Annotated in this window: 23 protein-coding genes; 11 read left to right on the forward strand and 12 right to left on the reverse strand. The window is 68.9% G+C overall.

The genetic code is table 11. The annotated features are described in order from the left end of the window. Positions 1–170: 170 nt before the first annotated feature. From AC1DO7_RS22035 to AC1DO7_RS22045, 3 genes are all read right to left on the reverse strand, one after another. Positions 171–605, reverse strand: a complete 435-nt coding sequence (locus AC1DO7_RS22035) for a GFA family protein (RefSeq protein WP_441615029.1) — start codon at positions 603–605, stop codon at positions 171–173. 246 nt (positions 606–851) lie between these two features. Continuing rightward, entirely contained in the window at positions 852–2,306 is a 1,455-nt protein-coding gene (locus tag AC1DO7_RS22040; RefSeq protein ID WP_441643284.1) for a GntP family permease, read from the reverse strand. Positions 2,307–2,502: 196 nt separating this feature from the next. Next, entirely contained in the window at positions 2,503–3,408 is a 906-nt protein-coding gene (locus AC1DO7_RS22045) for a LysR substrate-binding domain-containing protein (protein WP_441615025.1), read from the reverse strand. A 307-nt stretch (positions 3,409–3,715) separates the two neighbouring features. Here AC1DO7_RS22045 and AC1DO7_RS22050 point away from each other — a divergent pair, with 307 nt between their 5' ends. From AC1DO7_RS22050 to AC1DO7_RS22075, 6 genes are all read left to right on the forward strand, one after another. Beyond that, complete coding sequence (locus AC1DO7_RS22050) at positions 3,716–4,708, forward strand: Bug family tripartite tricarboxylate transporter substrate binding protein (RefSeq protein ID WP_477116566.1); 993 nt, start codon at positions 3,716–3,718, stop codon at positions 4,706–4,708. Positions 4,709–4,858: 150 nt separating this feature from the next. Beyond that, positions 4,859–6,451: a gamma-glutamyltransferase family protein gene (locus AC1DO7_RS22055; RefSeq protein WP_477116567.1), complete on the forward strand. Its 1,593-nt coding sequence runs from the start codon at positions 4,859–4,861 to the stop codon at positions 6,449–6,451. Between the two features lie 124 nt (positions 6,452–6,575). Then, on the forward strand, positions 6,576–6,797 hold the full coding sequence (locus AC1DO7_RS22060) for a hypothetical protein (protein ID WP_441615020.1): 222 nt from the start codon (positions 6,576–6,578) through the stop codon (positions 6,795–6,797). Positions 6,798–7,170: 373 nt separating this feature from the next. Continuing rightward, entirely contained in the window at positions 7,171–8,019 is an 849-nt protein-coding gene (hpnD, locus tag AC1DO7_RS22065) for a presqualene diphosphate synthase HpnD (protein WP_441615018.1), read from the forward strand. Between the two features lie 106 nt (positions 8,020–8,125). Beyond that, positions 8,126–10,150, forward strand: a complete 2,025-nt coding sequence (gene shc / locus AC1DO7_RS22070; RefSeq protein ID WP_477116568.1) for a squalene--hopene cyclase — start codon at positions 8,126–8,128, stop codon at positions 10,148–10,150. A 35-nt stretch (positions 10,151–10,185) separates the two neighbouring features. Next, positions 10,186–10,836 (forward strand): phosphorylase, encoded by a 651-nt coding sequence (locus AC1DO7_RS22075; RefSeq protein ID WP_441615015.1) that lies wholly within the window; start codon positions 10,186–10,188, stop codon positions 10,834–10,836. Positions 10,837–10,952: 116 nt separating this feature from the next. Here the strand turns inward: AC1DO7_RS22075 and AC1DO7_RS22080 are convergent, their stop codons facing one another. Both AC1DO7_RS22080 and hpnN read right to left on the reverse strand, forming a co-directional pair. Then, a complete protein-coding gene (locus AC1DO7_RS22080) occupies positions 10,953–11,843 on the reverse strand; it encodes an MlaA family lipoprotein (RefSeq protein WP_441615013.1) in 891 nt (296 codons plus the stop codon). A gap of 13 nt (positions 11,844–11,856) precedes the next feature. Further along, positions 11,857–14,529, reverse strand: a complete 2,673-nt coding sequence (hpnN, locus tag AC1DO7_RS22085) for a hopanoid transporter HpnN (protein WP_477116569.1) — start codon at positions 14,527–14,529, stop codon at positions 11,857–11,859. A 418-nt stretch (positions 14,530–14,947) separates the two neighbouring features. Here hpnN and AC1DO7_RS22090 point away from each other — a divergent pair, with 418 nt between their 5' ends. Then, entirely contained in the window at positions 14,948–15,586 is a 639-nt protein-coding gene (locus AC1DO7_RS22090; RefSeq protein WP_441615009.1) for an MlaC/ttg2D family ABC transporter substrate-binding protein, read from the forward strand. Between the two features lie 77 nt (positions 15,587–15,663). On the opposite strand, the gene hpnH is transcribed toward AC1DO7_RS22090, so the two are convergent. Together hpnH and ispH are read right to left on the reverse strand one after the other, a co-directional pair. Next, positions 15,664–16,827, reverse strand: a complete 1,164-nt coding sequence (hpnH, locus tag AC1DO7_RS22095; RefSeq protein WP_441615007.1) for an adenosyl-hopene transferase HpnH — start codon at positions 16,825–16,827, stop codon at positions 15,664–15,666. A 32-nt stretch (positions 16,828–16,859) separates the two neighbouring features. Then, positions 16,860–17,864, reverse strand: coding sequence for a 4-hydroxy-3-methylbut-2-enyl diphosphate reductase (gene ispH, locus AC1DO7_RS22100; RefSeq protein WP_441615006.1), 1,005 nt, complete (start codon positions 17,862–17,864; stop codon positions 16,860–16,862). 158 nt (positions 17,865–18,022) lie between these two features. On the opposite strand from ispH, the gene hpnA reads away from it, so the two are divergent. Beyond that, entirely contained in the window at positions 18,023–19,024 is a 1,002-nt protein-coding gene (hpnA, locus tag AC1DO7_RS22105) for a hopanoid-associated sugar epimerase (RefSeq protein ID WP_441615004.1), read from the forward strand. Between the two features lie 30 nt (positions 19,025–19,054). On the opposite strand, the gene AC1DO7_RS22110 is transcribed toward hpnA, so the two are convergent. Together AC1DO7_RS22110 and AC1DO7_RS22115 are read right to left on the reverse strand one after the other, a co-directional pair. Then, positions 19,055–20,194 (reverse strand): glycosyltransferase, encoded by a 1,140-nt coding sequence (locus tag AC1DO7_RS22110; RefSeq protein ID WP_477116570.1) that lies wholly within the window; start codon positions 20,192–20,194, stop codon positions 19,055–19,057. A gap of 42 nt (positions 20,195–20,236) precedes the next feature. Then, positions 20,237–21,205, reverse strand: coding sequence for a ferritin-like domain-containing protein (locus AC1DO7_RS22115; protein ID WP_441615000.1), 969 nt, complete (start codon positions 21,203–21,205; stop codon positions 20,237–20,239). Positions 21,206–21,569: 364 nt separating this feature from the next. Here AC1DO7_RS22115 and AC1DO7_RS22120 point away from each other — a divergent pair, with 364 nt between their 5' ends. Next, positions 21,570–21,857 carry a hypothetical protein gene (locus AC1DO7_RS22120; protein ID WP_441614998.1) on the forward strand — a complete coding sequence of 96 codons (288 nt, stop codon included), beginning with the start codon at positions 21,570–21,572 and terminating at the stop codon, positions 21,855–21,857. Between the two features lie 221 nt (positions 21,858–22,078). On the opposite strand, the gene AC1DO7_RS22125 is transcribed toward AC1DO7_RS22120, so the two are convergent. Then, complete coding sequence (locus AC1DO7_RS22125) at positions 22,079–23,458, reverse strand: amino acid permease (RefSeq protein WP_441614996.1); 1,380 nt, start codon at positions 23,456–23,458, stop codon at positions 22,079–22,081. Between the two features lie 190 nt (positions 23,459–23,648). Between AC1DO7_RS22125 and AC1DO7_RS22130 the strand changes: the two genes are divergently transcribed. After that, positions 23,649–23,795, forward strand: coding sequence for a hypothetical protein (locus AC1DO7_RS22130; protein WP_441614994.1), 147 nt, complete (start codon positions 23,649–23,651; stop codon positions 23,793–23,795). A gap of 25 nt (positions 23,796–23,820) precedes the next feature. Here the strand turns inward: AC1DO7_RS22130 and AC1DO7_RS22135 are convergent, their stop codons facing one another. Beyond that, the gene (locus AC1DO7_RS22135; protein WP_441614992.1) at positions 23,821–24,615 is read right to left on the reverse strand and encodes a helix-turn-helix transcriptional regulator; all 795 of its coding nucleotides are present in this window, start codon (positions 24,613–24,615) and stop codon (positions 23,821–23,823) included. Further along, a complete protein-coding gene (locus tag AC1DO7_RS22140; protein WP_441614990.1) occupies positions 24,599–25,543 on the reverse strand; it encodes a DMT family transporter in 945 nt (314 codons plus the stop codon). Before AC1DO7_RS22140 ends, AC1DO7_RS22135 begins: the two co-directional genes overlap by 17 nt. A 210-nt stretch (positions 25,544–25,753) precedes the next feature. Between AC1DO7_RS22140 and surE the strand changes: the two genes are divergently transcribed. Continuing rightward, positions 25,754–26,527 carry a 5'/3'-nucleotidase SurE gene (gene surE / locus AC1DO7_RS22145; RefSeq protein WP_441614988.1) on the forward strand — a complete coding sequence of 258 codons (774 nt, stop codon included), beginning with the start codon at positions 25,754–25,756 and terminating at the stop codon, positions 26,525–26,527. Positions 26,528–26,549: the final 22 nt, after the last annotated feature.

The raw sequence follows: 26,549 nt of genomic DNA on the forward strand, positions 1-26,549 counted from the left end.
GCGTGCACCAGCGCGGGCACCTGCTTGGCGACGTGCCCGGTTTGCTTATCGCAGCAGCGGTGCTGGCCGTGCTGACACCGCGCGGATCGACGGTGCGGCGGCTGCGCGGGGAGCGCTAGGCCGCGGRCCGGGCGCTCCGGGGCAGGCCGGCCGCCCGGAGGTGCCGGGCGCTATGCGCCGGCCGGCAGGATCTCCACATCCGCAATCCAGTTGCGCTGCCGCCGCGCCAGCCGGTCCTCCGTGCTTTCGCCGTCGAAGGTGGTGCTTGCGGGATGGCGCACCAGCGCCGGATCCACGCCTTCCAGCGCATTGACGCTGACCACCGCATAGAGCCGCCCGCCGATCTGGCAGCTGACCAGCGGGACCACACCGCAGCGGGTGCAGACATGGAAGCGGGCAGTCTCGGTGCCGAAGGCGTATCCGGAGACGGCGGCGGGGTCCTTGACGATGACCCTCAGCGAGCCCTCGGGGCAGGAGGTCCAGACCCCGCCATGCTTGGTGCAGAACGAGCAGGTGCAGCGGCGCGCGGGGATCTCCGGCGCGTCGGACTTCCAGTCGAGCGTGAACGAGATATTGCCGCAGTGGCAGCTGCCGGTGGTGAGCATGCGACGGCTCCGGGGTTCCGATAAGGACGTTGAACGGATGCATCCTGCATTGGGGAGATGCAGCGTCCGGCGACCATATCACGAGTGAGCGCAGGGGCGGAACACGGGCGTGAATCCTGCCCCACCGGCAACCCGCTGCCGGACGACCGTACCTCGGTGACGAAAGACGTGGCGCGCCCTGCCGCTACCGCGCCGGTGCAACGTGCATTCGCCCGGGAGCCAGGATCGCGGCGGCCGCAGCCGTCGTTAGAAGGATCCGAAGGTCCCGCCGATGAGGATCACCGCGACCAGTGCGGCGATGGGGCCGGCGATGCCCACCACCACGATGTCACGATAGCTCTCGCGGTGGGTGGTGCCGCACACCGCCAGCAGGGTTACCACCGCGCCGTTGTGCGGCAGGCTGTCGAGCGTGCCGGCGCCGATCACGGCGACACGGTGCATCAGGGCCGGGTCGATGCCGGTGACTTCGGCCAGTTGCAGATAGGTGCCGCCGAGCGCCTGCAGCGCGATGGTCAGGCCGCCCGAGGCCGAGCCGGTCAGCGCGGCCAGCACATTGGTGGCCACCGCGAGCGATACCAGCGGACCGCCCTCGATCGACAGCACCCAGTCGCGCACCACGTCGAAGCCGGGCAGGGCTGCCACCACCGCGCCGAAACCCACCAGGCTGGCCACGCTCACGGCCGGCAGCACGGCCGCATTGGCGCCGGCGTCCATGCTCTCGCGCAGCTTGCGCAGGCGCTTGCGGTGCAGGATCAGCAGGCAGAGCGTGGCGGCCGCCAGCGCCACGATTACCGACCACACCCCGCCCAGCGCCGCCAGGCTGGTGCCGCCCCAGCGCTCGTCGGCCAGGTAGCCGGCGTCCTGGCGCGGCAGTACCAGCAGGCTCATGACCAGGTTGACGGCGACCACCACCACCAGCGGCGCGAAGGCGCTCCACACGGCAGGCAGTTCTTCGCTGCGCGCGCCGCGGTGGGCCTCGGCGGGATCGAATTCGCGCGCCACGGTGGCGCGCTCGCGCACCAGCGCATCGTCGGCAGCGCGGTCGGCGCAAGCCAGCGCATGGTCGCCGAAGGTCTCGCCCGCGCGGCGCGCGGCACGCTCCACCCGCCCCAGCCACCAGAGCCCGAAGCCCAGCATGATGGCCGCGGCAATCACGCCCAGGCCCGGCGCGGCGAACGGCGTGGTGCCGAAGAACGGCATGGGGATGGCGTTCTGGATGGCCGGCGTGCCCGGCAGCGCGGACATGGTGAAGGTGGAGGTCCCAAGCGCGATCGCAGCCGGCATCAGCCGGCGCGGGATCTGCGCGGCGGCAAACAGCGCCTGTGCCATCGGCGCCAGCACGAAAAAGGCCACGAACAGGCTGACCCCGCCATAGGTGACCAGCGCACCGGCCAGCACCACCGCCAGGATGGCCCGCCGCGGGCCGAGCTTGAGGATCATCCAGGCGGCGATGGCGTTGACCGAGCCGCTGTCGTCCATCAGCTTGCCGAACAGCGCGCCCAGCAGGAACAGCGGGAAGAACTGCGCGAAGAAGCCCGCCGCATTGGCCATGAAGGTCTGGGTCCAGTGCGCCAGCAGCGGCTCGCCCGCCGTGGCCGCGGCCAGCAGCGCGGCGGCCGGCGCCAGCAGCAGGATGCTCCAGCCCCGGTAGGCCAGCCAGATCAGCAGGCCAAGGGCGAACAGGATGCCAGCAAGACCCATGGGGCAGTTCTCCCGTAGCAGTTGGTCGAGGTCGCAGGAGGAGCGCCGGCACAGCGCATCCACGTGCCGGGACAGCAGGCCGGAGGCGGCCTCGCGTCCCGGTTCGGGCGCCGGCCCGGGCCAGTCGCGGGGGCAATCCGCAAACGTCTACAGCATAGGTGACGCCGGCATGCGGCGTGGCGCACGCGGCGCCACGCTATTGCGCCTGCCGCTCCAGCACCTCCCAGAGTTCGAGCAGGGTAGGGTTGCCGGCGTGGGCCGCGCGGTAGGCGCAGATGTCGAGTCCGGAGTGCCATGTGGCATCGCCGGCCGGCACCAGGGTGCCCGCGGCCAGCGCGTCGGCCGCGGTGGTGCGCGGCAGCCAGGCCACGCCGTGCCCTTCGATGGCCATCTTCATCAGCAGGATCGCCATATCCGCCTCGTAGCAGCGCTCCAGGGGGCGGCGCGGCGGCGTGCCTTCCAGGATGACCTCCACCACGCGCCCGAGCGTGGTGCCGGCGGTATAGGCCAGGTAGGGAATCGGCTTGTGGCCGCTGCCGCCCAGCGAGAACAGCGGGCCGCCGCGCAAGTTGGGCGCGCTCAGCGGCATCAGCAGGTCATGGCCCACGGTCAGGCTGCGGAACTTGTCGGTATCCAGCGAGACCGGCACGCGCGCATGGTTGTAGCCCAGCATCAGGTCGCAGTTGCCCTCCGACAAGGCCACCACCGCTTCGAGCACGTTGGCGGCCACCACGCGTGCATTGAACTGGCCGTAGCGGGCCTGGCAGGCTTTGAGCCAGGTGGGCAGGAAGGTCAGCGACAAGGTGTGCCCGGCGGCGATCTGGATGGCCTTGCCCGGCATGCGGCTTTCCTGGCGCAGGGTGGCGCGCGCGTCCATCAGCAGGGTCAGCGCTTCGCGGCCGCTGGCGCAGAAGGTCTTGCCCGCGGGCGTGAGATCGAGCGGGAAGGTGTTGCGGTCGACCAGCACCGCGCCGGCCCAGTCTTCCAGGGAGCGGATGCGCCGCGACAGGGCCGATTGCGTGATGTGCCGCAACTCGGCGGCACGCGAGAAGCTGCGGGTCTTTTCCAGGACCAGCAGGTCGTCGATCCATTTCAGTTGCATGGCTTGCGCGTTCCTAGGACTGTTTCGGGTGGTCCCGTGAACGGATCGCCGCGGGCCTCTCGCACGGATCTTCCACAGGGGTATTCCATTTTCGCATAGCCTTATGGCCGATCCGCATCCCGGTGTCCGGAAGCCCGCCCTAGAATCATCACTTCCCATCAGCCGGCATATCGCCCGAAGGCGAAGCAGATCCAGCATGACAGGGGCGCGCAAACAAGCTGGCAGGCAAAGCGGCTGCGCCCTGGAACGCATCCGAACCTACCTAGGCAGTCAACGTCTCTCGACGCTTTCCGGAGCTACCCTGATCATGTTCACGCAGTCGCTTTTCCGCACACGTTCGTGCCATGCCGGCCTGCTGCTGGCACTGGCCCTCGGCGCCGCCGCGCCGGCCGCCGCCGCGGACTATCCCGACCACCCGGTGCAACTGGTGTTGTCCTTCCCGCCGTCCGGCGCCACCGACGTGCTGGCGCGTGCGGTGGGGCAGCGCTTGTCCACCGTGCTCAGGCAGCCCGTGGTGGTGGACAACCGCCCGGGCGCGGGCGGCGCCATCGGCATGGGCTACGCGGCCAAGGCCGCGCCCGACGGCTACACGCTGTACCTGGCTGCCGTCAGCAATGCCGCCATCGCGGCAGCCACGTACAACAGCCAGCCTGCCAGCCTGAGCCGGGATTTCGTGCCCATCGCGGGCATCGGCACCGTGCCGCATATCCTGGTGGTGCCGGCCTCGCTGCCGGTGCATTCGGTGCCCGAGCTGGTGAGCCTGCTCAAGGCCTCGCCCGGCAAGTACAACTTCGCCTCGCAGGGCGCCGGCACGCTGTCGCACCTGGAATCGGAGCTGTTCAAGCTGCGCACCGGGGTGGACGTGGTGCACGTGCCATACAAGGGCAGCTCGTTCGCACTGCCGGACCTGATCGCCGGGCGCTCCACCCTGATGTTCGACAGCATTCCCTCGGCGCTGCCGCATGTGAAATCCGGCAAGCTGCGCCTGCTGGCGGTGGCGTCCGGGCAGCGCGTGAGTTCGCTGCCCGATGCGCAGACCGTGACCGAGGCGGGCATCCGCGATTTCCGTGCCGACAACCTGTTTGGCCTGGTCGCGCCGAAGGRCACGCCGCCGCAGGTGGTCCGGCAGCTTGCCGCCGCCATGAAGGAGGTGCTGGCCTCGCCCGAGCTTGGCGCGTCGATGGAAGCGCAGGGCGTGCAGATCAAGTACACCCCGCCCGAGCAGTTCGGCCAGATGATCGGCGACGAGATGCGCACGTGGGAAAAGGTGGCGCGCGCGGCCAACGTGCGGATCGAATAGACGCAGCCGTGAAGACATCGCGCTTTCCGTCGTTTTCTTGTTCTTGAAGTGCCCGGCAGCAGCCGTCCCGCGACGGTGGCTACCGGGCGTTGCAGTCCCCTGATTCCTCAACTTTCAATCGCCGCTCACCGGGCGCAAGCGCTTAGTCCCATGACCAATTTCTGGAATTTCCCCTATCCCTCGCAGCGCGTGCCGGTCCTGGCCGACAACGTGGTGGCCACCTCGCAGCCGCTGGCGGCCGCGGCCGGGCTGCGCATGCTGGCCCGCGGCRGCAACGCCGTGGACGCGGCGCTGGCCACCGCCATCGCCCTGACCGTGGTCGAGCCCTGCATGAACGGGATCGGTGGCGATGCCTTCGCGCTGATCTGGGACGGCAAGGAACTGCACGGCCTGAACGCCAGCGGCCGCGCGCCCGCGGCCTGGACGCCGGAGTATTTCTCGCGCTACGACAGCATGCCCCCCAACGGCTGGGACACCGTGACCGTGCCAGGCGCGGTGTCCGGCTGGCGTGCCACCTGGGAAAAGTTCGGCAGCCTGCCGTTCGCTGACCTGTTCGAGCCCGCGCTGGAATATGCGCGCAATGGCTACCTGGTCTCGCACACCGTGCACCGCCAGTGGCAGGCGCAGGTGCCGGTGCTGATCGACAAGCCGGGCTTTGCCGACGCCTTCGCGCCGAACGGCCGCGCGCCGCTGCCGGGCGAGCGCTTTATCTGCGAGGGCCAGGCGCGGACGCTGGCCCGCATCGCCGAGACCAAGGGCGACGATTTCTATCATGGCGAACTGGCCGGCCGCATTGCCGCGCACGCGCGCGCCACCGGCGGGCTGATCACCGAGGCGGACCTGGCCGCGCACCGCGCTGACTGGGTCCAGCCGATCAGCACGGCCTACCGCGACCTGGAGCTGTTCGAGATCGGCCCGAACGGGCAGGGCATCGGCGCGCTGATGGCGCTGGGCATGCTGGAACAGTTCGACGTGGCCGGCATGGGCGTGGACTCCGCCGCGGCCATCCACGTGCAGGTGGAAGCCATGAAGCTGGCCTTTGCCGACCTGCATGCCTACGTAGGCGACCACACGGCGATGACCGAGGTGCAGGCGGCCGATCTGCTGGATCGCCGCTACCTGGCCAGCCGCGCCAGGACCATCGACCTCGAGCGTGCCGGCGCGGCCGGCCCCGGCAAGCCGCACAGCGGCGGCACGGTCTACCTGACCGCGGCGGACCGCAACGGCATGATGGTTTCGTACATCCAGTCCAATTTCAAGGGCTTCGGCTCCGGCGTGGTGGTGCCCGGCACCGGCATCGCGCTGCATAACCGCGGCTGGGGCTTCAACCTCAAGCCCGGCCACCCCAACCAGGTCAGTCCCGGCAAGCGGCCGTTCCACACCATCATCCCCGGCTTCCTGATGCGCCAGGGCAAGCCGCTGGCCAGCTTCGGCGTGATGGGTGGCTCGATGCAGGCCCAGGGCCATGTGCAGATGGCCAGCCGCCTGGCGGACTTCGGCCAGAACCCGCAAGCCGCGTGCGACGGCCCGCGCTGGCGTGTGCTGGACGACAACAGCACCATCTCGGTGGAATGGAACTGCCCGGAAGCCACCGTGGCAGGGCTGCGCGCGCGCGGGCACAAGGTCGAGGTGGCGCCGCAGGGCAACCTGGACTTCGGCGGCGCCCAGATAGCGATGCGGCTCGACAGCGGCTACGCGGCCGCTTCGGATCACCGCAAGGACGGCTATCCGGTGGGATTCTGAGCACCGGGCTTCCGTTCTCGCGGCGCGGGGAACATGGCGCGATGTGTGGGCTGGAACACATCAGGCAGGCGCAGGTGGGGCATAGACTGAGGGCGTCCTGATTGCCAGCCCAAGGGAGGCCGCCATGGAAGCGCTCCGTTCGCGTCGCTTGCTCGACCGTGTTTCGCCGGCAGTGCTGGCCGATCTTCGCAGGATGCAGGCGGCCACCGAATGGGCCCTGGCACAGGCCGCGGCCGACCGGGTGCCGGTGGATCCGGCCGGCAAGGGGTTCGAATTTGCCCGCTATGATCCCGGCCTGAGAGGGTTTGTCGTGCTCCGGCTGCGAGGCCGGGTAAGCGGCGCCTGAGCCGCGCCCCGCACGACCGCGCGCCTGCGTGTCTTTCGCAGGCGGGCGCGCCGGCTCGTCTGATCCCTGCTTTTGTGATTCATCGGGATATTGATGGGCGCTCGATGGGCGCTTGATAGACGCTTCCAGCGGTGCATGTCGAGCACTTCCCGGGCGCATTCGCCGCCGCTCTGCGCAGCCCGCCCCCTGCATTCCCGCGCCCTGGCGTCCGAAGTTCACCCCGCTGCCCGCTAGCAGGCCCTCCACGGCGCGCCTTGCTATAATCCCGAATTACCCAAAATCATGCCGCCCTGGCTGTGCGTGCCTTTTCCCGTGTGCTTTTCCGGGAACGGGGCGTGCGGCGGAGGCGGCTCAACGCGTGACGGGGAGTTACGTGGCCGGAACCGATATCGCAGTGCAAAACGTCCCACCCGCAGGCAATGCCGTCTCGTCCGGCAGTTCGTTCCATGCCGCCATGAAGATCCTGCCTGCCGTGCAGCGGCAGGCGATGTTCGAGATCTATGCCTTCTGCCGGGCGGTGGACGATATCGCCGACGGCGATGACCCGCGTCCCGCGCGCCTGGCCGGGCTGGATGCCTGGCGCGCCGACCTGGCCGCCTGCTATGCCGGTTCGCCGCCGCCCGCCTTGCGCGGCTTGCATGCGCAGATCCAGCGCTTCGGGCTGCTGCAGGAGGATTTCCTGGCGGTCATCGATGGCATGGCCATGGATGTGGTGGGCGATGTGCGCGCGCCCGACGCCGCCACGCTGGACCTGTATTGCGATCGCGTGGCGAGCGCGGTTGGCCGGCTTGCGGTGCGCGTGTTCGGCATGGAGCGCGATGCCGGCGTGGCGCTGGCCTATCACCTGGGCCGTGCGCTGCAGCTGACCAATATCCTGCGCGACATCGACGAGGACGCCGGGCTGGGCCGCGTGTACCTGCCGGCCGAAGCGCTCACCAATGCTGGCGTGCCGCTGGGCGCGCCGCAGGCCATCGTCGGCCATCCGGCCGTGGGCCGCGCCTGCCTGGAAGTGGCGGGGCAGGCCCAGGCGCACTATGACAAGGCGTTCGCGATCATGGCGAACTGCCCGCGCCGCGTGGTGCGCTCGCCGCGCATCATGGGCGAGGTCTACCACGTGGTGCTGCAGCGCTTGCTGGCCCGCGGCTGGACCACGCCGCGCGAACGGGTGAGGGTGCCCCGCGCCCGCGCGCTCTGGATCCTGTTGCGGCACGGTCTCGTCTGAGGCGGTGCGCTGATTTGCCGCCGTACGCGGTCGCCGCCCGTCATGGGCCCGGCGAGCGTGCGGCATTGCTGTAATTTGCGTTGTTGAAGAGAGGACATCGAAACCGATGAGCCAAGTAGCAATATCCACCGATCCGRCCATCCCTGCGGCTGTCGCGCACGGCGCGCCGCAGGCGGGCGCGCTGGAAGGCGCGATCGGCCGCGCGCAGGACGCCCTGCTGGCGGCCCAGCAGCCGGACGGCCATTGGGTGTTCGAGCTGGAAGCCGACGCCACCATCCCGGCCGAGTACGTCCTGCTGGTGCATTACCTGGGCGAGACCGCCGATACCGTGCTGGAAGCGCGCATCGCGCGCTACCTGCGCCGCATCCAGAATGCCGACGGCGGCTGGCCGCTGTTCCACCAGGGCGCGTCCGACATCAGCGCCAGCGTGAAGGCGTATTTCGCGCTGAAGATGATCGGTGACGACCCCGATGCCGAGCACATGCGCCGCGCGCGCGCCTCCATTCATGCGCAGGGCGGCGCCGAGGGCAGCAATGTCTTCACCCGCACGCTGCTGGCGCTGTACGGCGTGATGCCGTGGCAGGCGGTGCCGATGATGCCGGTGGAGATCATGCTGCTGCCCCTGTGGTTCCCGTTCCATCTTTCCAAGGTGGCGTACTGGGCCCGCACGGTGATCGTGCCGCTGCTGGTGCTCAACAGCCTGCGTCCGCAGGCGCGCAATCCGCGCGGCGTGGGCATCGACGAGCTGTTCCTGCGCCCGTGCCAGGCCACGCGCCTGCCAGCCAAGGCGCCCCACCAGGGACGCGCGTGGTTCAGCTTCTTCCGCGTGGTCGATGCCGGCCTGCGCGTGGCCGAGCCGCTGTTCCCGCGCAGCCTGCGCAAGCGCGCCATCGACCGTGCGGAGCGGTTCGTGCGCGAACGCCTGAACGGCGAGGACGGCCTGGGCGCCATCTTCCCGGCCATGGCGAACGCCGTGATGATGTTCGACGTGCTGGGCGTGCCGAGGACCGATCCGGACGTGGCGATCGCGCGCGCGTCCGTCGAGAAGCTGCTGGTGGTGCATGGCGACGAAGCGTATTGCCAGCCTTGCCTGTCGCCGGTGTGGGACACCTCGCTGGCCAGCCATGCCCTGCTGGAAGCCGGCGGCGCGCGCGCCGAGGCGGCCGCCGAGCGCGGCCTGCAATGGCTGGTGCCGCTGCAGGAGCTGGACGTGCGCGGCGACTGGATCGTGCGGCGCCCGGACGTGCGCCCCGGCGGCTGGGCCTTCCAGTACGCCAATCCGCATTACCCGGACGTGGACGACACCGCCGTGGTGGCCATGGCCATGGACCGCGCCGCGCGCGTGGGCGCCGGCGCGCCCGCCGTGACGGCGGCCAGCCACCGCGAGCGCTATGGCGAAGCCGTTTCGCGCGCGCGCGAATGGGTCGAAGGCATGCAGAGCAGCAACGGCGGCTGGGGTGCCTTCGAGCCCGAGAACACGCACGAGTACCTCAACAACATTCCGTTCGCCGACCACGGCGCGCTGCTCGATCCGCCCACCGCCGATGTCTCGGCGCGCTGCCTGTCGATGCTGGCGCAGCTCGGCGAGAGCGCCACCAGCAGCGACGCCTTCAAGCGCGCGCTGCGCTACCTGCTGGACGAGCAGATGGCCGACGGCAGCTGGTATGGCCGCTGGGGCATGAACTATATCTACGGCACCTGGAGCGCCTTGTGCGCGCTCAACGCCGCGGGCATGGACCCGGAGGCGCCGGAGATGCGCCGCGCCGCCGAGTGGCTGATCTCGATCCAGAACGCCGACGGTGGCTGGGGCGAGGACGGCAGCAGCTACCGCCTCGACTACAAGGGCTACGAGCCCGCGCCGAGCGTGGCCTCGCAGACCGCGTGGGCGGTGCTGGCGCTGATGGCGGCCGGCGCCGTCGATCATCCGGCCGTGGCGCGCGGCATCGATTACCTGGTCGGCACGCAGCAGGCCGATGGCCTGTGGAACGAAGCGCGCTTCACCGCGGTGGGCTTCCCGCGCGTGTTCTACCTGCGTTACCACGGCTACGCGCGTTTCTTCCCGCTGTGGGCGCTGGCCCGCTTCCGCAACCTGCGCCGCGACGGCACGCGGGCGGTGGCGTGGGGGATGTAAGCACGGCAGTCCCGGCGCCGCGCCGCGCCGGTCCCATGCTCGTGGTGACCGGCATGCGCTTCGAGGCCCGCATTGCCGCGGGACCCGGCATCGAAACCCTGCATGGCCTGCGCGCCGAGGCGCTGGCGCAAGGCCTGCGCGAGCGCCTGGCGCAGCCCTGCGCCGGGGTGATCAGCTTCGGCGTGGCCGGCGGGCTGGATCCCGCGCTGCTGCCCGGCAAGGTGATCCTCGCCACCGGCATCCGCGCAGGCGCCAGCTTCTGGCCGGCCGATGCCGCCTGGCTGCGGGCGCTGTCCCGGTCTCTGCCCGATGCCGTCGCCGGCACGCTCGCCGGCGATGATTCACCGGTTACCTCCGTGGCCGCCAAGAGCGCGCTGCATGCCGCCACCGGCGCGCTGGCAGCCGACATGGAATCCCATATCGCAGCACGCATCGCGCACGAATACGGCGTCCCCTTCGCCGCCTGCCGCGTGGTGGTGGATCCGGCCGCGCGCGATGTCCCGCCCGCTGCGGTGGCCGGCATGGGTGCGGACGGCGGGACCGATATCTGGGCGGTATTGAAGTCTTTGCTGGCCGGGCCCGGCCAGTTGCCGGACCTGCTCAGGCTGGCGCGCGATGCGAAGCGCGCGAGGCTGGGGCTGGAAGCGGCACGGCGCCGCGTGGGAACGGGATTCGGGCTGGCCTGAACGGGGCTCGAACGGGCTTGATGGGGCTTGATGGGGCTTGCGCCGGAATCAGGACGATTCCGGCAGGCGGGCAGCCTGGGCGCTCCTCGGCGCCCGGGCCACCACAAGGCTGATGACTATTCCTTCCTGGTGCTCTCGTCCGGCGCCTTTTCCGCGCCGCCGGCTGGCGGCGGAACCGGTGCCGCCGTTGCCTCGGCCGGTGTAGCGGCCGGCGCAGAGGCCGGTGCAGAGGCCGGTGCGCCGGGCGCCGCGGCCGGCGCGGCATCCGCCGGCGCGTCGTCGTCTTCATATTGCGGCAGCTTGCCGCTGCCGCCGTCGATCAGGTACTGGCGCCGCTGCAGGTATCCATCCCGTACGAAACTGTATTTGTCCAGCGCCGCCAGCGTCAGCAGGTCGGTCGCGCCCAGCGCATTGGTGCGGGCATCGAGGAAACCCAGGAAGTACAGGCCGTAGCGGTAGTCCTGGTCGACCCACGTGGTGGGCGAGATCTGGAAGTTCACGTACAGGCCGATCCCGTCGCGGATCGAGCTGGGGCCGAACAGCGGCAGCACCAGGTACGGGCCCGAGGGTATGCCCCACACGCCCATGGTCAGGCCGAAGTCCTGTGCGTGCTTGCTAAGGCCGGCCGGCGTGGCGATATCGATCAGGCCGCCGATGCCGAGCGTGGAGTTGACGGCGATCCGCATGAAGGTCTCGGCCGCGTCGACGCCCTTGCCCTGCAGCACGTTGTTGACGAAATTGCCGACGTCGGCGAGGTTCGAGTAGAAGTTGGTGATGGCGGTGCGCACGGGCTGCGGCGTGACGGCGCGATAGCCCTTGGCCAATGGGGTCGCCACGTATTCGTCGGCCTTGTCATTGATCGTGAATATGACGCGGTTGAACGGCTCGATGGGGTCGTTCGGGCTGGCCTGGGGGCCGCTGGCGCAGGCTGTGGCCAGCAGCGCGAGGGACAGCGCCGGCAGCAGCCGGGTAATACTGGAGGGACGGTAATCGGAACGGGTCGTCATGGTTGGCGGGTTTTCAGTGGACCGGCCCCTTGGCAGGCGCGGACCGCTTGCGCGGCTTGCCCATCAGGATCGGCTGGAAGAAGACGGCGCCGGCCAGCGTGCACGCCAGCGCCAGCGCCAGCAGCTTGCCCATGCTGGCGGTGCCCGGATGCTGCGACAGCCAGAGGCTGCCGAAGGCGGTGGCGGTGGTGGCGGCGCTGAAGAGCACGGCGTGGGTCAGCGGCGATTGCAGCAGGTGCGTCTTGCCTTCGCGCCAGGCAATCACATAGTAGATCTTGAATGCCACGCCGATGCCGAACAGCAGCGGCAGCGCAATCACGTTGGCGAAATTGAGCGGGATGCCGAACACCACGCACAGCTCCAGCGTCAGCAGCGCCGAGACCAGCAGCGGCACCAGCGTGCGCAGCACGTCGCCCACGCGGCGCAGCGTCACCCACAGCAAGATGGTGATCGACACCACGGCCCACACGCCGGCCTGGGCGAAGGCGGTCATGATGGTGTCGGCCGAGCCGCGGATCGAGATCGGCCCGCCCACGGCATCCGGCGCAACGCCTTGCACGGCATCGATAAAGCGCTTGAGCGCGGCGTCGCGCAGATCGCTGTCGACGCTGGAGGCGTCGGCATCGCCGGGCTTGGCCGCGGCGGGGAGCTTGGGACTCACGCTGACCAGCGCCTGGCCGTCCGGTGCGACCCAGTCGCGCACCATGGCGGGCGGCAGCGATGCCTGCGTGACCGGCTGCGGCGACAGGGTGCGCTGCAGGCGCGCCAGCGCCAGGCGCAGCGGCAGGGCGATGGCCTGCTCCGCGCGGTCGYGCGTGGCGGCATCGGCGGCGGCGAGCTTGCGCAGCGACGCGGCCAGGTGGCTGGCCTGCGTCGCGCCGGGGCCGGGATGGTCTTCGGCGGCGAGCGCCAGCTGGCGCGCCGCGTTCTTGAGCGAGCTGACGCGGCGCTCGTCGTTGGCCGGCGTGGCCACGGTCTGCGTCAGCACCGGCATCAGGCTGGCGCTCGCATCGGCGATCAGCGCCAGCTTGGCCGGCTGGTCGTCGGGAATGAAGGTCTGCAGCGTGACCACGCGCGACACCTCGGGCAGCGCCGCCAGGCGGGCGGCGGCGGCCTTGGCGGCATCCAGCGAGGGGGTCAGCACATTGACATTGTCGGTGCCGGCCTGGGGCGCATCCTTGAGCGAGAGCAGCGTCGCCATCGATTCGGAGTGCGGATCCTTGAGGTGCAGCGGATCGAAATCGAAGCGCAGGTGCATCAGCAGCGGCGCGCCCGCCAGGATCACGCCGAGGGTGGCGATCAGGACCTGGGTGCGGTAGCGCTCGAAGAAGGCGTCGGCGGGCGCCAGCCACTTGAAGCCTGGCACGTCGAGCCGGCCGGCTTCGTCCTTCGGGCGCATCACGGTGATCAGCGCCGGCAGCAGGGTAATGGTGGTGCTGAAGGCCACCAGCATGCCCACGCCGGCGATCTTGCCCAGCTCCGCCACGCCGCGGTAGTCGGTCGGCAGGAAGCAGAAGAAGGCGGCCGCGGTGGCGGCCGCGGCCAGCGCGAGCGGCACGCCTACCGCCTTGGCGGCGCAGGCGAGCGCGTCGGGGATGTCGGGGTGTGTGTGGCGCTCGGCGCGGTAGCGCACGCCGAACTGGATGCCGAAGTCCACGCCCAGGCCGACGAACAGCACGGCGAAGGCGACCGAGATCATGTTCAGCGCGCCCACCATGGCCAGTCCCAGCGCGGCGGTGATGGCCAGGCCGACCAGCAGGCTGGCCAGCACCGCCATGATCAGCCGCTTGGAGCGCAGCGCCAGCCACAGGATCAGGATCACCACCAGCAGGGTCAGCACGCCGTTCATGGCGGCGCCTTCCTTGACCGAGGCGAACTCGTCGTCGGCCAGCGCCTGCGAGCCGGTCAGGTGCACGCTGGCGCCGAAGCGCTTGTCCAGCCCGAGCTTGAGCGCAGTGGCGCGGATGGCTTCGGCCGCGCCGGCGCCGGCCTGCAGGTCGGCGTAGTCGAGCACGGGGCTGAGCGCGACGAAGGACATCGCCGTGGCGCCGGGCGCCAGCTCCTGGCCGGAGTCGACCAGCCCGGTCCAGGACAGCGCGCCCGGCTTGCCGGCCAGCACCTGGTCGACCACCCCGGCGCTGCTGCCGAGCAGCTTGGCCATGTCGCCCAGCTTGATCTGACCCAGCTGCAGCGGCAGGTTCAGCGTGGTGGTGAGCGTGTCGGACAGGCCGCGCAGGGTCGGGTCGTGCGCCAGCGCGTTGAGCAGCGGGCGCGCCTGCTTGAGCTGGGAGGTCACGTCACGCAGCTTGGCGGTATCGAGGAAGAGCAGGCCGTTGTGCTCGAAGAAATCGCCGGCGCCGGGCTGGCTGACCGCGCGAAAGCGCGTGGTCTGCTGCCCGAGCGCCTTGGCCAGCTCGTCGGCGGCGGCATCGGCCAGCTCGGGGGCCGGCGCCTTCACCACGGCCAGGATCATCTGGTCGCGCTGGGGAAAGGCGGCGCTGACCGCGGCATCACGTTTCGCCCAGGGCTGGTCCGATTCCAGCAGGCGGCTGATATCGGTATTGATGGCGAAGTGCCGAGCCACATAGATACCGCTGACGATGGTCAGCAACAGCGCAAGCGCGATCACGGGCCAGGCGCGGCGGGTGGAGAACTTGACGATGCGAATGACCGACGACGTCAGCATGGGCGATATGGGGACCTGAGTGATGCGCTACGGCGGGCGCGGTAAAAGATACACGCGGAGGTACCGCGCACGGTACGCCGCAAGGTGCCGCTCTGGTCGCAATGCGAAGCCTCATGCAAGCGACAAGACGAAGCAAAGGCACAAAGCGGCAGCCGCGAGTATAACGGGACGGCACGGCATGGCGCTCGGGTACCGGGCCGCGCCGCGGTGCGCGCGAGGCGCCACGCGGGCGAGCCGGGCCCGGTGCGTGCCTGCGCCGGTACGCTATACTGCCCCGTCATGTGCGCGCAAGCCGTCTGCAGCCTGGCTTTTGTGGCGCTGAGGCGCGCTGCGGCACTCTCCATGTCTGGTTTCCTTGGCAAAGCCGCCGGACCCGTCCGACGGTCGACCCGACCGGCATTTTCAGGTCTAAATTCGCATGAAGACACACGGTATTGCTTTCCAGGCCCTGGTTCCGCTCGCGGCGGTGGCCATGGTATCGGCCGCGCAGGCGCAATCGGTGGACAAGTCCTCGCCGGACCGCCTGGTGCGGGCCGCGGTCGAGGGCGTGATCAGCACGATCCAGTCCAGCCCGGATACGCGCAGCGGCGACCTGGCCAAGATCACGGCCGTGGTGGAGCGCCAGTTCCTGCCCTACGCCGACTTCGAGCGTACCACCCGGCTGGCGGTGGGCAGCGCCTGGCGCAATGCCACGCCCGAGCAGCAGAAGCAACTCTACGAGCAGTTCCAGACCCTGCTGGTGCGCAGCTATGCGGTATCGCTGTCACAGTTGCGCGAGCAGAAGGTGAAATTCAGCTACAAGCCGGTCCTGGCCGCGGCCAATGCCACCGATGTGGTGGTGGAGACGCGGGTGCAGAACAACGGCGACGATATGCAGATCGACTACCGTCTGCAGCGCAGCGGCAACGGCTGGAAGATCTATGACATCAACATGATGGGGGCCTGGCTGATCGAGGTGTACCGCCGCCAGTTCGCCGACATCGTGGCGCGCAACGGCATCGACGGGCTGCTCAAGTACCTCGTCAACCACAACGCACGCCGGACCGCGGACGCCTGAGCGCCCGCCGGCAGCCGCGCCGGGCGGTACGCAAGGTACCGCGGCGCGGCGCTCCCGTCGGGGAGCGTCCCGGGTGCTTAGTGGGCGGCCGCCTTGCGCGTGGCGGCGTCGTTGGCTGCCTTGGCCTTGGAGCGGCCGATCTCTTCGAGCTTGATCTCGACGTGCTTCGAGAACACGTAGTCGGCGGGGCGCTGCTTGTCCAGCGGGATATCCGGGGCCATCGGGCCCGAGGTACGCACGCCGCGCAGGGACACGCCCAGCGCCTTGAGCGGATGGGAGATGGTGTCGGCCACGGCGGTGGCTTCGAAGCCGCTGTGTACCATGCAGTCGGCGCACTTTTCGTAGTTGCCGGTGCCGTAGGCGTCCCAGTCGGTGGTGTCCATCAATTCCTTGAAGGTCTTCACATAACCTTCGCCCAGCAGGTAGCACGGACGTTGCCAGCCGAACACCGTGCGCGCCGGGTTGCCCCAGGGCGTGCAGTGATAGGTCTGGTTGCCGGCCAGGAAGTCCAGGAACAGCGTGGACTGGCTGAATGCCCATTTCTTGCCGTTCTGGCCGCGCTGCAGGATGTCGCGGAACAGCTGCTTGGTCTTGCCGCGGTTCAGGAAGTGCTGCTGGTCCGGCGCGCGCTCGTAGGCATAGCCCGGCGACACGGTGATGCCATCCACGCCGATTTCCTTGACCGAGTCGAAGAACTTCGCGACCTTTTCCGGCTCGGCGTTGTTGAACAGCGTGCAGTTGATGTTGACCCGGAAGCCGCGCGCCTTGGCCGCGCGGATCGCCGCCACGGCGCGGTCGTAGACGCCTTCCTGGCTGACTGCGTGGTCGTGCATGTCGCGGTCGCCGTCCAGGTGGACCGACCACACGAAGTAGGGGTTGGGCTCGTACTGGTCCAGCTTCTTTTCCATCAGCAGCGCGTTGGTGCACAGGTAGACGAAGCGCTTGCGGGCGATGATGCCCCGCACGATCTCCGGCATGTCACGGTGCAGCAGCGGCTCGCCGCCGGCGATGGACACCACCGGCGCGCCGCATTCGTCGACGGCGCCCAGGCATTCCGCCACGGACAGGCGCTGGTTCAGGATTTCGTCCGGATAGTCGATCTTGCCGCAGCCGTTGCACGCCAGGTTGCATCGGAACAGGGGCTCGAGCATCAGCGCCAGGGGGTAGCGCTTGTTGCCGGACAGATGCTGCTTGACGACGTAGGCGCCCACGCGGGCGACTTGCAGAAAGGGAATGGCCATTTACTTCCTTCTTATATGGGGGCGGCCGGGCATTACCCGGCGGCGGTTTGCGGGTCCGGCTGCGGCGCGGCCTCGGGGGTGGCCTTGCTGGCAGCCGTGCGCTTGCGCGCGGGCGGGTCGGCCAGTTCGGCGGGCAGCCGGAATTCAGCGTGTTCCTCGCGGCCGTCCATGGTGGAGACTTCCACCGGACCCAGGCGGCGCAGCGTGGCGATCACGTCCATGACCATCTCCTCGGGGGCGGAGGCGCCAGCGGTGATGCCGACGACTTCGACGCCGCGCACCCATTCGGGGTTCAGCTCGCTGCCATCGGCGATCAGATAGCTGGGCACGCCGCTTTCCGTGCCGATTTCGCGCAGCCGGTTGGAGTTGGAGCTATTGGTGGCGCCGATCACGAGGATCAGTTCCACCTGTTTGGAGAGTTCGCGCACCGCGCTCTGGCGGTTTTGCGTTGCATAGCAAATGTCGCGCGTATCCGGCCCCACCAGATTGGCGAAGCGGCGGGTCAGCGCGGCAATGATATTACGTGTGTCGTCCACGCTGAGCGTGGTCTGCGTCACATAGGCGACCGGGGTGTCTTCCGGCAGCTCCAGCTCGGCGACTTCTGCCTCGCTCTGCACCAGGATCACCTTGCCCGGGATCTGGCCCATGGTGCCTTCGACTTCAGGGTGGCCGGCATGGCCGATCAGGATCACGGTGCGGCCGCTGGCGGCGTACTGGCGCCCCTGGGTGTGGACCTTGATCACCAGCGGGCAGGTCGCGTCGATCGAGTGCAGCTCGCGGGTGCGTGCGTCGGCCTCGACGTCCTTGGATACGCCATGCGCGCTGAAAATGGTGACGGCGCCGCTAGGCACTTCGTCCAGTTCTTCGACGAAGCGCGCGCCTTTGCGCCTCAGTCCTTCTACAACGTGCTTGTTGTGCACGATTTCATGTCGCACGAACACCGGGGCACCGTGCTTGAGCAATGCGCGGTCTACAATCTCGATCGCGCGCACTACACCGGCACAGAAGCCACGGGGTTGAGCAAGAATCACCTGCATAAAGATAGGCCCCCCGACCCAGTCAACGGGTTCAGCATTAGTTGATATTCCGGAATCACTTTCCCGTCATACGGTGGTTACTATATACCCGTGCCGCAACCTTTGCCCGGCACCTGGCTTTCGCCAGCAACACTTTGAGGTTTTTTTCCGTGAGTAATATGACGTCAGGAGACTATGTGCTGGTAACCGGCGCCTCCGGCTTTCTCGGATCGGCGGTGGCACGACAGGCTCTGGCGCGCGGCTTCCGGGTGCGCGCGATGGTACGCGCCCAAAGCCCGCGGCGCAACCTTGACGGGTTGCCCGTGGAGATCGCGGAAGGCGACATGCGCGACGCGCGCGCGATGGAGGCAGCGCTCAGGGGCGTGCGCTACCTGTTCCATGTGGCGGCCGATTATCGCTTGTGGGCGCCGGATCCCGAGGAAATCGTCCGCACCAACGTGGCCGGCACCGAGGCCGTGATGGGCGCCGCGCAGACCTGCGGGGTGGAGCGCATCGTCTACACCAGCAGCGTGGCGACCCTGCGTGTCGCGGGCGCCACGGCGCCGGTCGCCGAAGATGCGCCGATGGGCGGCCACGAAGCCATTGGCGCTTACAAGCGCAGCAAGGTGCTGGCCGAGCGCGTGGTGGAGCGCATGGTGGCCCGCGACGGGCTGCCTGCGGTGATCGTCAATCCCTCCACGCCGATCGGTCCGCGCGACGTGCGGCCCACGCCGACCGGCCGCATCATCGTCGAGGCAGCCAGCGGCAAGATCCCGGCCTTCGTCGATACCGGCCTCAACCTGGTCCATGTGGACGACGTGGCCGCAGGCCACATGCTCGCGCTGGACCGCGGCGTCACCGGCGAGCGCTACATCCTGGGCGGGCAGGACGTCACCCTGCAGCAGATGCTGGCCGACCTCGCTGCCATGACGGGTCGGCGCCCGCCCACCATCAAGCTGCCGCGCTGGCCGCTCTATCCGCTGGCCTACGCGGCCGAAGCGGTGGCCCGCGTGACCGGCAAGGAGCCGTTCCTGACGGCCGACGGCCTGTCCATGTCGAAATACCAGATGTTCTTCAGCTCGGAAAAGGCGCGCCGGGTGCTTGGCTACCAGGCCAGGCCCTACCAGGAAGCGCTGCGCGAGGCACTGGAGTGGTTCCGCGGCGCAGGCTACCTGCGCTGAGCCCGGGCCGGGCAGGTCCCGGCCTGGCGCTCAGCCGCGCTGCGGCGCCTGSGMGCGGCCTTTCCACTGGCCGCCCYKGCGYAGCCAGTARCGGCGCGCSGARTCSACSGTCGCGCCCAGGTAGAACAGCGCGGTCAGCGGCAGCAGCGGCGCCAGCCACGGCGGCTGGCGGTATTCGCGCAGCATCGGCGCGTAGGCCAGCGACATCGCCAGCCAGGCCGCCCAGGCCGGCCACAGGCGCGCTCCGCCCGCCAGCGCCAGCACGGGCGGCGCCAGGTAGGTCAGCGCCATGCCGGCCACCGCGCCGGCAAGCAGCAGCGGCGAGTAGCGCAGCTGCGTGTAGGCGCTGCGGGTGATCATGTCCCACAGGCTGCGCCAGTCGTCGTAGGGACGCACCGAAACGCTGTCGTCGGCCAGGTCCAGGCGGATCGAACCGCCTTGCTTGATGCACGCCGCGAGGCTGCAGTCGTCGATCAGTTCCCCGCGGATCGCCTCGAACCCGCCGATGCGGGCCAGTGCCGTGCGCCGCGCCAGCATGCAGCCGCCCGCGGCGGCCGCCACCCGGCTGCGCTTGTCGTTGACATGGGCGAAGGGGTACAACTTGGCGAAGAAGAAGACAAAAGCCGGCACGATCATGCGCTCCCACCACGAGGCACAGCGCAGCCGCACCATCAGCGATACCAGGTCGCGCTGCTCGTGTTCCGCGCGGGCCACCAGCTGCTTCAGCACACCGGCGCCATGATGGATGTCGGCATCGGTCAGCCACACCCAGGCCGCGCCCGGTGCCAGCGCATCGGCTGCTTCCAGCCCTTGCGACTGGGCCCAGACCTTGCCGCTCCAGCCCGCCGGCAGATCCCGCGCCGTGATGACGCTCAGGGAATCCGCCTTGCCCAGCGCCGCGGCCGCGCTGCGCGCCTTGTCCGCGGTACCGTCGGTGCTGTGATCGTCCACCACCACCAGATGCAGCCGCGCGGGATAGTCCTGGCCCAGTGCGCTGGCCACGGCCCCGCCGATCACCGTCGCCTCGTTGCGGGCGGGAATGATGGCGACGACCTCCGGCCACCGCGCCGGCGCGGGCGCGGGGGCGGGCTTGCGCACGCGCCAGAAGCCGCCGCGGCCGGCCAGCAGCACGCACCAGATGGCGAGCGGGATCAGGGACAACAAGAACATCTCAAAGCACTCCGGAGGGGATATAAGTGAATTAAGCCGCGCTTAGCGCAGCCATCGCCGCGCGAGCCGGGCCAGTCTGGGCACCGTCTCGGGACGCAGCAGGCGGGGATCATAGCCTGCCATGCGTTTTTCGTTCTCGCTCAGGCAGAGTTCGATCATCTCGCGCGCGGACATGGTATTGCCCAGCGCGGCCGAACTGTTCATCGGGAAATTGGCGTCCTTGGCCGAGCCGTCGGCCTCGATGCTGCGGGCCATGCCGATGCGCTCCTTGATCAGGAACAGCCATACCCGCAGCACCTTGAGCATGTACAGGGGGCGTCGCCACCAGGGCAGGCTGCGGCGGTACCAGGCCGCCCAGTTGATGAAGAACAGGATATGGCGGCCTTCTTCCTGGATGACCGGCTCAAAGGTTTCCACCAGTTCGGCGGGGAAGAATCCCGATTTCCTGGCGGCGGCAAACAGGCCGAAGGCGAAAAAACTGTCGATGCACTCGCTGTAGCCGGTGGCGAGCCAGCCCCATTCCAGGTCGGCCGGCGGCAGGTACTCCGGCTCCGGTTCCAGCGCAATGCCGTACGCCTCCACCAGCCGCGATAACACCACCTTGTGGCGCGCCTCTTCGCTGCTATCCATCTCCAGCGCACTGCGCAGCAGCGGATCGGCCACGGTATCGGCAAACGCCTTGACGCGCACCGACGCACGGCCTTCGGTCTGCACGGCGATATCCCAGATCGGCAGGGAGGTGACGCGGTGCAGGGCATCGGGATCGAGCCGGGGCCAGTCGATCACGGCGGGTTTGTAGGGGTTATGCGTCTGCAGCAGCATATTGCAGAACATGCGCAAGTGCTGCTGCGACCCGATGCGGACCGGTCCGGGCTCGGGATCGGTCCAGTTGCGCATGTCGTAGTCCGCTTGATCGACCGCGGCTTTCGCGATGGTGGCTGCGACGGCAGTTGCCCGGGCCTCTGCACCGGATGCGTCGGTTCTGCTGGGTGCGGCAAGCGCGTCAGACATCCGGCTCCCCTGGCAATTGATGATTCGCGGTCATTCTAGCGTGGCCCGGGCCCCCGCGTGTGCGTGAGAGGCATCAGAGGGCGCGCATGCCAGCCGGGGAGCGGGTTCCCGGTGCGCCGGCGGCGCTTGGGCATGCCCGCCGGCGCCGGCGAGCCGGCAAGGCCCATCGATTGCGTCGCCAGTCGCGGGATGCGTTTGGGGCAGACATGTATTTGGGATATTTCTCACACAGCTTTGCGAAATAACCTAGTAACCCGCCGCCTCGACTGGTCTCAAATTGCCTTGGGTTTTAGCGGCGCTATCAACAAAAGTACCGATACGGCGTCGATTTCGAAAATCGAAGGATAACGAAGTCGGAGAAATCATGGATCTGCTGGATACGGAGGAAGCGAGCCGAATCACCATCACGGACCTTGGACGGCTCACCCAGGTGCTGAAGTGCGACTACGACGCGATCGTGACAAGCCAGGGCGACGGCTTCTGGCGGGTGCAGTTCCTGCTGGGCGGGCACATTTATATGCTGGGCACCGTGCGCGGCAGCATCCGGCGATGGCGCCAGCTCGACGCGGTGATCGCCTTCCTGCAGTCCAATTGCCGCGACAGCAAGCAGGTCCGGCTGCAAATCGGCCAGTGGATTTTTTCAAGGAGCTAGCTTATGCGTATCGGACGCGCAGACAGGCGATTCAGGCGAAGACGTTAATCCTGCCTTTATCCTTATTCACCGGGTTTAGGAATTCACGCCAGGGAACTGGCAGGCCACGGCCGGAAATCAAGACGCCCCTGCGATCTTTCGATCGGCAGGGGCGTCTTGCTGCTGAATCACGCCAGCACAGCCTCACGCCGCGTGGCCGCGAGGCGCCGCCGGCGCAACGCTCAGGCCTGGTATTGCACCGGCTCGCGGGACTGCATGCCCAGGCGGTAGTACAGCACCGTGAGTAGCACCAGCCATGCCGGGCCGATGTACAGCGCGATGCGCGTGTCGGGGAAGTAGGCCATCAGCGCCACCACGAGGCCGAGGAAGGCCAGCGCGATCCACGAGCCATAGGGCCAGAACGGCATGCGGAAGGCAAGCTTGCCGCGTTCGGCCGCCGACAGGCCCCGGCGAAAGTTCATCTGCGTGACCAGGATCACCGCCCAGGTCCAGATGGCGCCGAAGGTGGAGATCGAGGTCACCCACACGAACACCTTTTCCGGCACCAGGTAGTTCAGCAGCACGCCGCACAGCAGGGCGGCGATCGACACCAGCAGTGCGCGGCGCGGCACGCCATTGCGGTCCACCACGGCGAAGGCGCGCGGCGCCTGGCCTTGCTGGGCGAGGTTGTAGAGCATGCGGCCGGTGCTGAAGATGCCGCCGTTGCACGACGACAGCGCGGCGGTCAGCACCACGAAGTTGATGATGCCGGCGGCGGTCTTGATGCCCAGGCGCTCGAAGGTCATCACGAAGGGGCTGCCCTGCGTGCCGAGTTCGTTCCACGGGTAGATGGCGAGGATCACGAACAGCGCGCCCACGTAGAAGATCAGGATGCGCCAGAACACGGAGTTGATCGCGCCGGGAATCGACTTCTGCGGGTTCCTGGCCTCGCCGGCGGTCAGGCCGATCATTTCCACGCCGAGGTACGCGAACATCACCATCTGCAGGGACATCAGCACGCCGGTGGCGCCATTGGGCATGAAGCCGCCGTGCTGCCACAGGTTGGAGAGGCCCACGGCCACGCCGCCGTTGCCGAAGCCGGCCACGATCATGCCGGTGCCGCCGATCAGCATCAGCACGATGGTCACGATCTTGATCATGGCGAACCAGAACTCGAACTCGCCGTAGGCCTTGACCGCCAGCAGGTTGACCGAGCCCATCGAGGCCAGCGCGGCCAGCGCCCAGATCCAGCGCGGCACGTCGGGGAACCAGATGCCCATGTAGATGGCCACGGCCGTGATTTCGGCGATGCAGGTCACCAGCCACAGGAACCAGTAGTTCCAGCCGGTCAGGTAGCCGGCGAGCGGCCCCATGTAGTCCTGCGCGTAGCGGCAGAAGGAGCCTGCCACCGGGTTGTGCACGGCCATCTCGCCAAGCGCGCGCATGATCAGGAAAATCATGGCGCCGCCGATGATATAGGCCAGCATGATGGCCGGTCCCGCCATCTTGATGGCGTTGGCCGAGCCCAGGAACAGGCCGACGCCGATGGCCGAGCCCAGCGCCATCAGCCTGATCTGGCGTTCGCCCAGGCCGCGGTGCAGTGCTTCTGCTTTTTCACTCATTGATTGTCTCCGGTCGGTAATCGTCCGGCGCCGCCCTGGGTAAGGGCGGGCCGGTTGCTTCCAGACTTCCGCCGGACGGGTCGCGCAGGTGATGCGCGCCCGCCCGGCACCGCAAATGACAGGGCCATGCCGGGTAGGCATGTCCTGCCGTCAACCATGCAAACTACGCAATTGCCTGTCTGGAGATTCCGTGCCTGCGATCAGTCAATGCAGTGATGCGGTGCTGTTGAGCGGAAGTGGCGAGCAGATTAAAGACAATCGATCAGTATTTGTTTGTGAAATTTTGGCATCAAGCAGTAATAAATCCTGCGACGATGGTTTGGAGGTGCCTTTTTAGGCGCTTATGCGATGTGCGTGATGCGCTATGCGCGCGCGCCGGCGCTGCGCCATGCGCCCGGCGGCATGCCGAAACGCTGGGTAAAGCGGCGCGTGAAGGTGGTCTGGTCGGGAAAGCCGAGCATCAGCGCGATGTCTGCCAGGCCCTGGCTGTGGTCGGCAAGCAGGTGCGTGGCGTGGTCCAGCCGCAGGCGGGTCTGGTAACGGTGCGGCGTGTCGCCGAAGGCTTCGCAGAACAGGGTGTGGAAGCGCCGCACGCTCCAGCCGAAATGGGCCGCAAGCTGGCCGGCGCCCAGTGGCGCGTCGAGATGCCGGCGCAGGTAGGCGTCGATCTGCGCCACGGGAAAGGGGGCGAACTGGCCGCGTCCCGGCACGCCCAGGCCTTGCGCCAGGTCGCCCGCAAGCACGGTGGCCAGCTGCCAGTGATATTGGCGGGATGTGCTTCGACCCGGGGCTTGCGGCAGGGCGGCAATGCGCCGCACGCGCTCGGCCCAGCTATCGGCGACGGCAAAGGCCCGGGCGTGCCCGGTCAGCGCCGCGGGCAGCGCCAGCGAGCCCGGCGGCACGTCCAGCACCAGCTGGCGGTTGTCCGGCAGGCCGAGGAAGTCATGGCGCTCGCCAGCGGGGACGATCAGCCCGCTGCCGCGATCGAGCCGGTGCAGGTGGCCATCGATCTCCAGCTCGCTGGCGCCGTCCAGGCCGAACAGGACCTGGGCGTAGCCATGCCGATGCCAGTCTGGCTCCGGCTCGTAGATACGGGTCTCCACCAGCGGCGCCGGGCCTGCCAGCGAGGGTGCGGCGGCTTTATCGCGCGGTGGCATGGCCGGTACTTCCGCGCGGCGCGGCGCGCTGGCTGGTCTGGCAAAGCCACACCCCGAGCCCGGCCACGGCGAGCCCCAGCAACTGCAGGGCGCCAAGCCTGTCGCCGAACAGCAGCCACGCCTGCAGCGCGGCCAGCGGCGGCGCCAGGAACATCAGCGAGGCGGCGGTCGCCGCCTGGCCGCGCCGGACGATGCGCAGCAGGAGATAGGTGCCGGCGCCGGAAAGCACCAGCGCCGCCCAGCCCAGCGCCGACCACAGGGCCAGGCCGGGCTGCCAGTGCGTCTCCCCGAGCAGCCAGGCCAGCGCGCCGGCCACCAGGGCGCCGCCCACGTTTTGCCACGCCGAACTGGCGCGCAGGTCGGCCGTGGCAATCGAGGTCTTCTGCAGGATGGTGCCCATGGTGATGGAAAGGATGGAAAGCAAGGCCACCAGCACCACCCAGGGCGAGACCGGGCTCGGCGCGCTGGCCAGGGTGGCGGGAGCCACCACCAATACTACGCCGAGCGAACCCAGCGCAAGGCCGCCCCAGCCCTGGCGCGACGGGAACTCGCCCAGCAGCGGGATCGCCAGCAGCGCCGTCAGCAGCGGCTGCAAGGCCCCGAGCAAGGCCATCGCCGAAGGCGCAAGCCCGTGCGCGATGGCCCAATAGCCGCCGCACAGATAGCTGCCGTGCAGCAGCGCGCCCGCCAGCAGGTGTTTCGGGACGTCGCGCAGTGCCGGCCAGCGCGCGCCGCCGGCCAGCGCGACAATCGCGAACATCAGCGCCGCCAGGCCGAAGCGGGCCAGCAGGAACAGGCTGGGTTGCGCCACCGGCACGATGGCCCGGCCCACGATGAAGCCGGTCGACCAGATCAGCACAAAGCCGAGGCTGGACAGCCAGGAAGAGGACAGCCAGGAAGAGGACAGGGGGAAGCGGGAGGGCGACATGGCATCGGCGCGGCGAGGCGCGCAAGGACAACGACGCGCGCAGCTTAGTGGGCCCGCCGCCGCGCCGTCTTGGCAAATCCGGCAATCGTGGCCAAAGGCCTTCGCTCACCGGCGAGCCGGCCGGCGCGGCCTGGGTTTATAGTTGCCGCTGGATTTTCGCCGGCGGCATTGCCGCCACGCCTTTCACCCTTGCCCATTTTTCCTCCGCCCATGTCCGAACCCCTGCTGGATCGCGTCCTCCTCACCAATGACGATGGCATCGATGCCCCCGGCCTGGCCGTGCTAGAAGCCGTGGCCGCCACGCTGGCGCGCGAAGTCTGGGTCGTCGCGCCCGAGCACGACCAGAGCGGCACTTCCCATTCGATCAGCCTGCACGCGCCGCTGCGCTTCAGCCAGCAAGGCGAGCGCCGCTTCGGCGTCAGCGGCACGCCGGGCGACTGCGTGGTCATGGCCGCGCGCCACCTGATGGCCGACGCCCCGCCCAGCCTGGTCCTCTCCGGCATCAATCGCGGCGCCAACCTTGGCCTCGAGACCGTGTTCTCCGGCACCGTGGGCGCCGCCATGACCGGCATCCTGCTGGGCATTCCGTCCATCGCGCTGAGCCAGGCTTTCACCGACCGCAACGCCGTGCGCTGGGAAACCGCCCGCGCCCTGGCCCCGGACGTCATCCGCCGCCTGCTCGCCGCCGGCTGGAGCGACCAGGCCTGCCTGAACGTCAACTTCCCCGACGTCGATCCCGATGCCGCCGGCCCGCTCACCGTCACGCGGCAGGGCCTTGGCCTGGTCAAGGACATCGCCGTGCGGGCGCATGTCGACCCGCGCGGCATTCCCTACCACTGGCTGCAATTCTCGCGCGCGCCGCGGCCCGACACGCAGGACAGCGAAGCCGTGGTGATCGGCCGGGGCGGGATTTCGGTGACGCCGCTGCGCTTCGAGCGCACCGATGACGAGGCGGCGCAGGGGCTGGTGGGGCGCCTGGCCTGAGGCAAGGCGCGTGGTGCAGGAT

This window comes from Cupriavidus sp. 05N40 (assembly GCF_056397305.1).

Excerpts from the sequence above, each read along its gene's own strand:
- AC1DO7_RS22090 (WP_441615009.1), top strand. The coding sequence starts at position 14,948 with ATGAAGACACACGGTATTGCTTTCCAGGCCCTGGTTCCGCTCGCGGCG.
- AC1DO7_RS22040 (WP_441643284.1), bottom strand. The coding sequence starts at position 2,306 with ATGGGTCTTGCTGGCATCCTGTTCGCCCTTGGCCTGCTGATCTGGCTG.
- hpnH (WP_441615007.1), bottom strand. The coding sequence starts at position 16,827 with ATGGCCATTCCCTTTCTGCAAGTCGCCCGCGTGGGCGCCTACGTCGTC.
- AC1DO7_RS22045 (WP_441615025.1), bottom strand. The coding sequence starts at position 3,408 with ATGCAACTGAAATGGATCGACGACCTGCTGGTCCTGGAAAAGACCCGC.
- AC1DO7_RS22075 (WP_441615015.1), top strand. The coding sequence starts at position 10,186 with ATGCTCGTGGTGACCGGCATGCGCTTCGAGGCCCGCATTGCCGCGGGA.
- surE (WP_441614988.1), top strand. The coding sequence starts at position 25,754 with ATGTCCGAACCCCTGCTGGATCGCGTCCTCCTCACCAATGACGATGGC.
- AC1DO7_RS22080 (WP_441615013.1), bottom strand. The coding sequence starts at position 11,843 with ATGACGACCCGTTCCGATTACCGTCCCTCCAGTATTACCCGGCTGCTG.
- ispH (WP_441615006.1), bottom strand. The coding sequence starts at position 17,864 with ATGCAGGTGATTCTTGCTCAACCCCGTGGCTTCTGTGCCGGTGTAGTG.
- AC1DO7_RS22120 (WP_441614998.1), top strand. The coding sequence starts at position 21,570 with ATGGATCTGCTGGATACGGAGGAAGCGAGCCGAATCACCATCACGGAC.
- AC1DO7_RS22135 (WP_441614992.1), bottom strand. The coding sequence starts at position 24,615 with ATGCCACCGCGCGATAAAGCCGCCGCACCCTCGCTGGCAGGCCCGGCG.
- AC1DO7_RS22115 (WP_441615000.1), bottom strand. The coding sequence starts at position 21,205 with ATGTCTGACGCGCTTGCCGCACCCAGCAGAACCGACGCATCCGGTGCA.
- AC1DO7_RS22060 (WP_441615020.1), top strand. The coding sequence starts at position 6,576 with ATGGAAGCGCTCCGTTCGCGTCGCTTGCTCGACCGTGTTTCGCCGGCA.
- AC1DO7_RS22140 (WP_441614990.1), bottom strand. The coding sequence starts at position 25,543 with ATGTCGCCCTCCCGCTTCCCCCTGTCCTCTTCCTGGCTGTCCTCTTCC.
- AC1DO7_RS22125 (WP_441614996.1), bottom strand. The coding sequence starts at position 23,458 with ATGAGTGAAAAAGCAGAAGCACTGCACCGCGGCCTGGGCGAACGCCAG.
- AC1DO7_RS22035 (WP_441615029.1), bottom strand. The coding sequence starts at position 605 with ATGCTCACCACCGGCAGCTGCCACTGCGGCAATATCTCGTTCACGCTC.
- hpnA (WP_441615004.1), top strand. The coding sequence starts at position 18,023 with ATGACGTCAGGAGACTATGTGCTGGTAACCGGCGCCTCCGGCTTTCTC.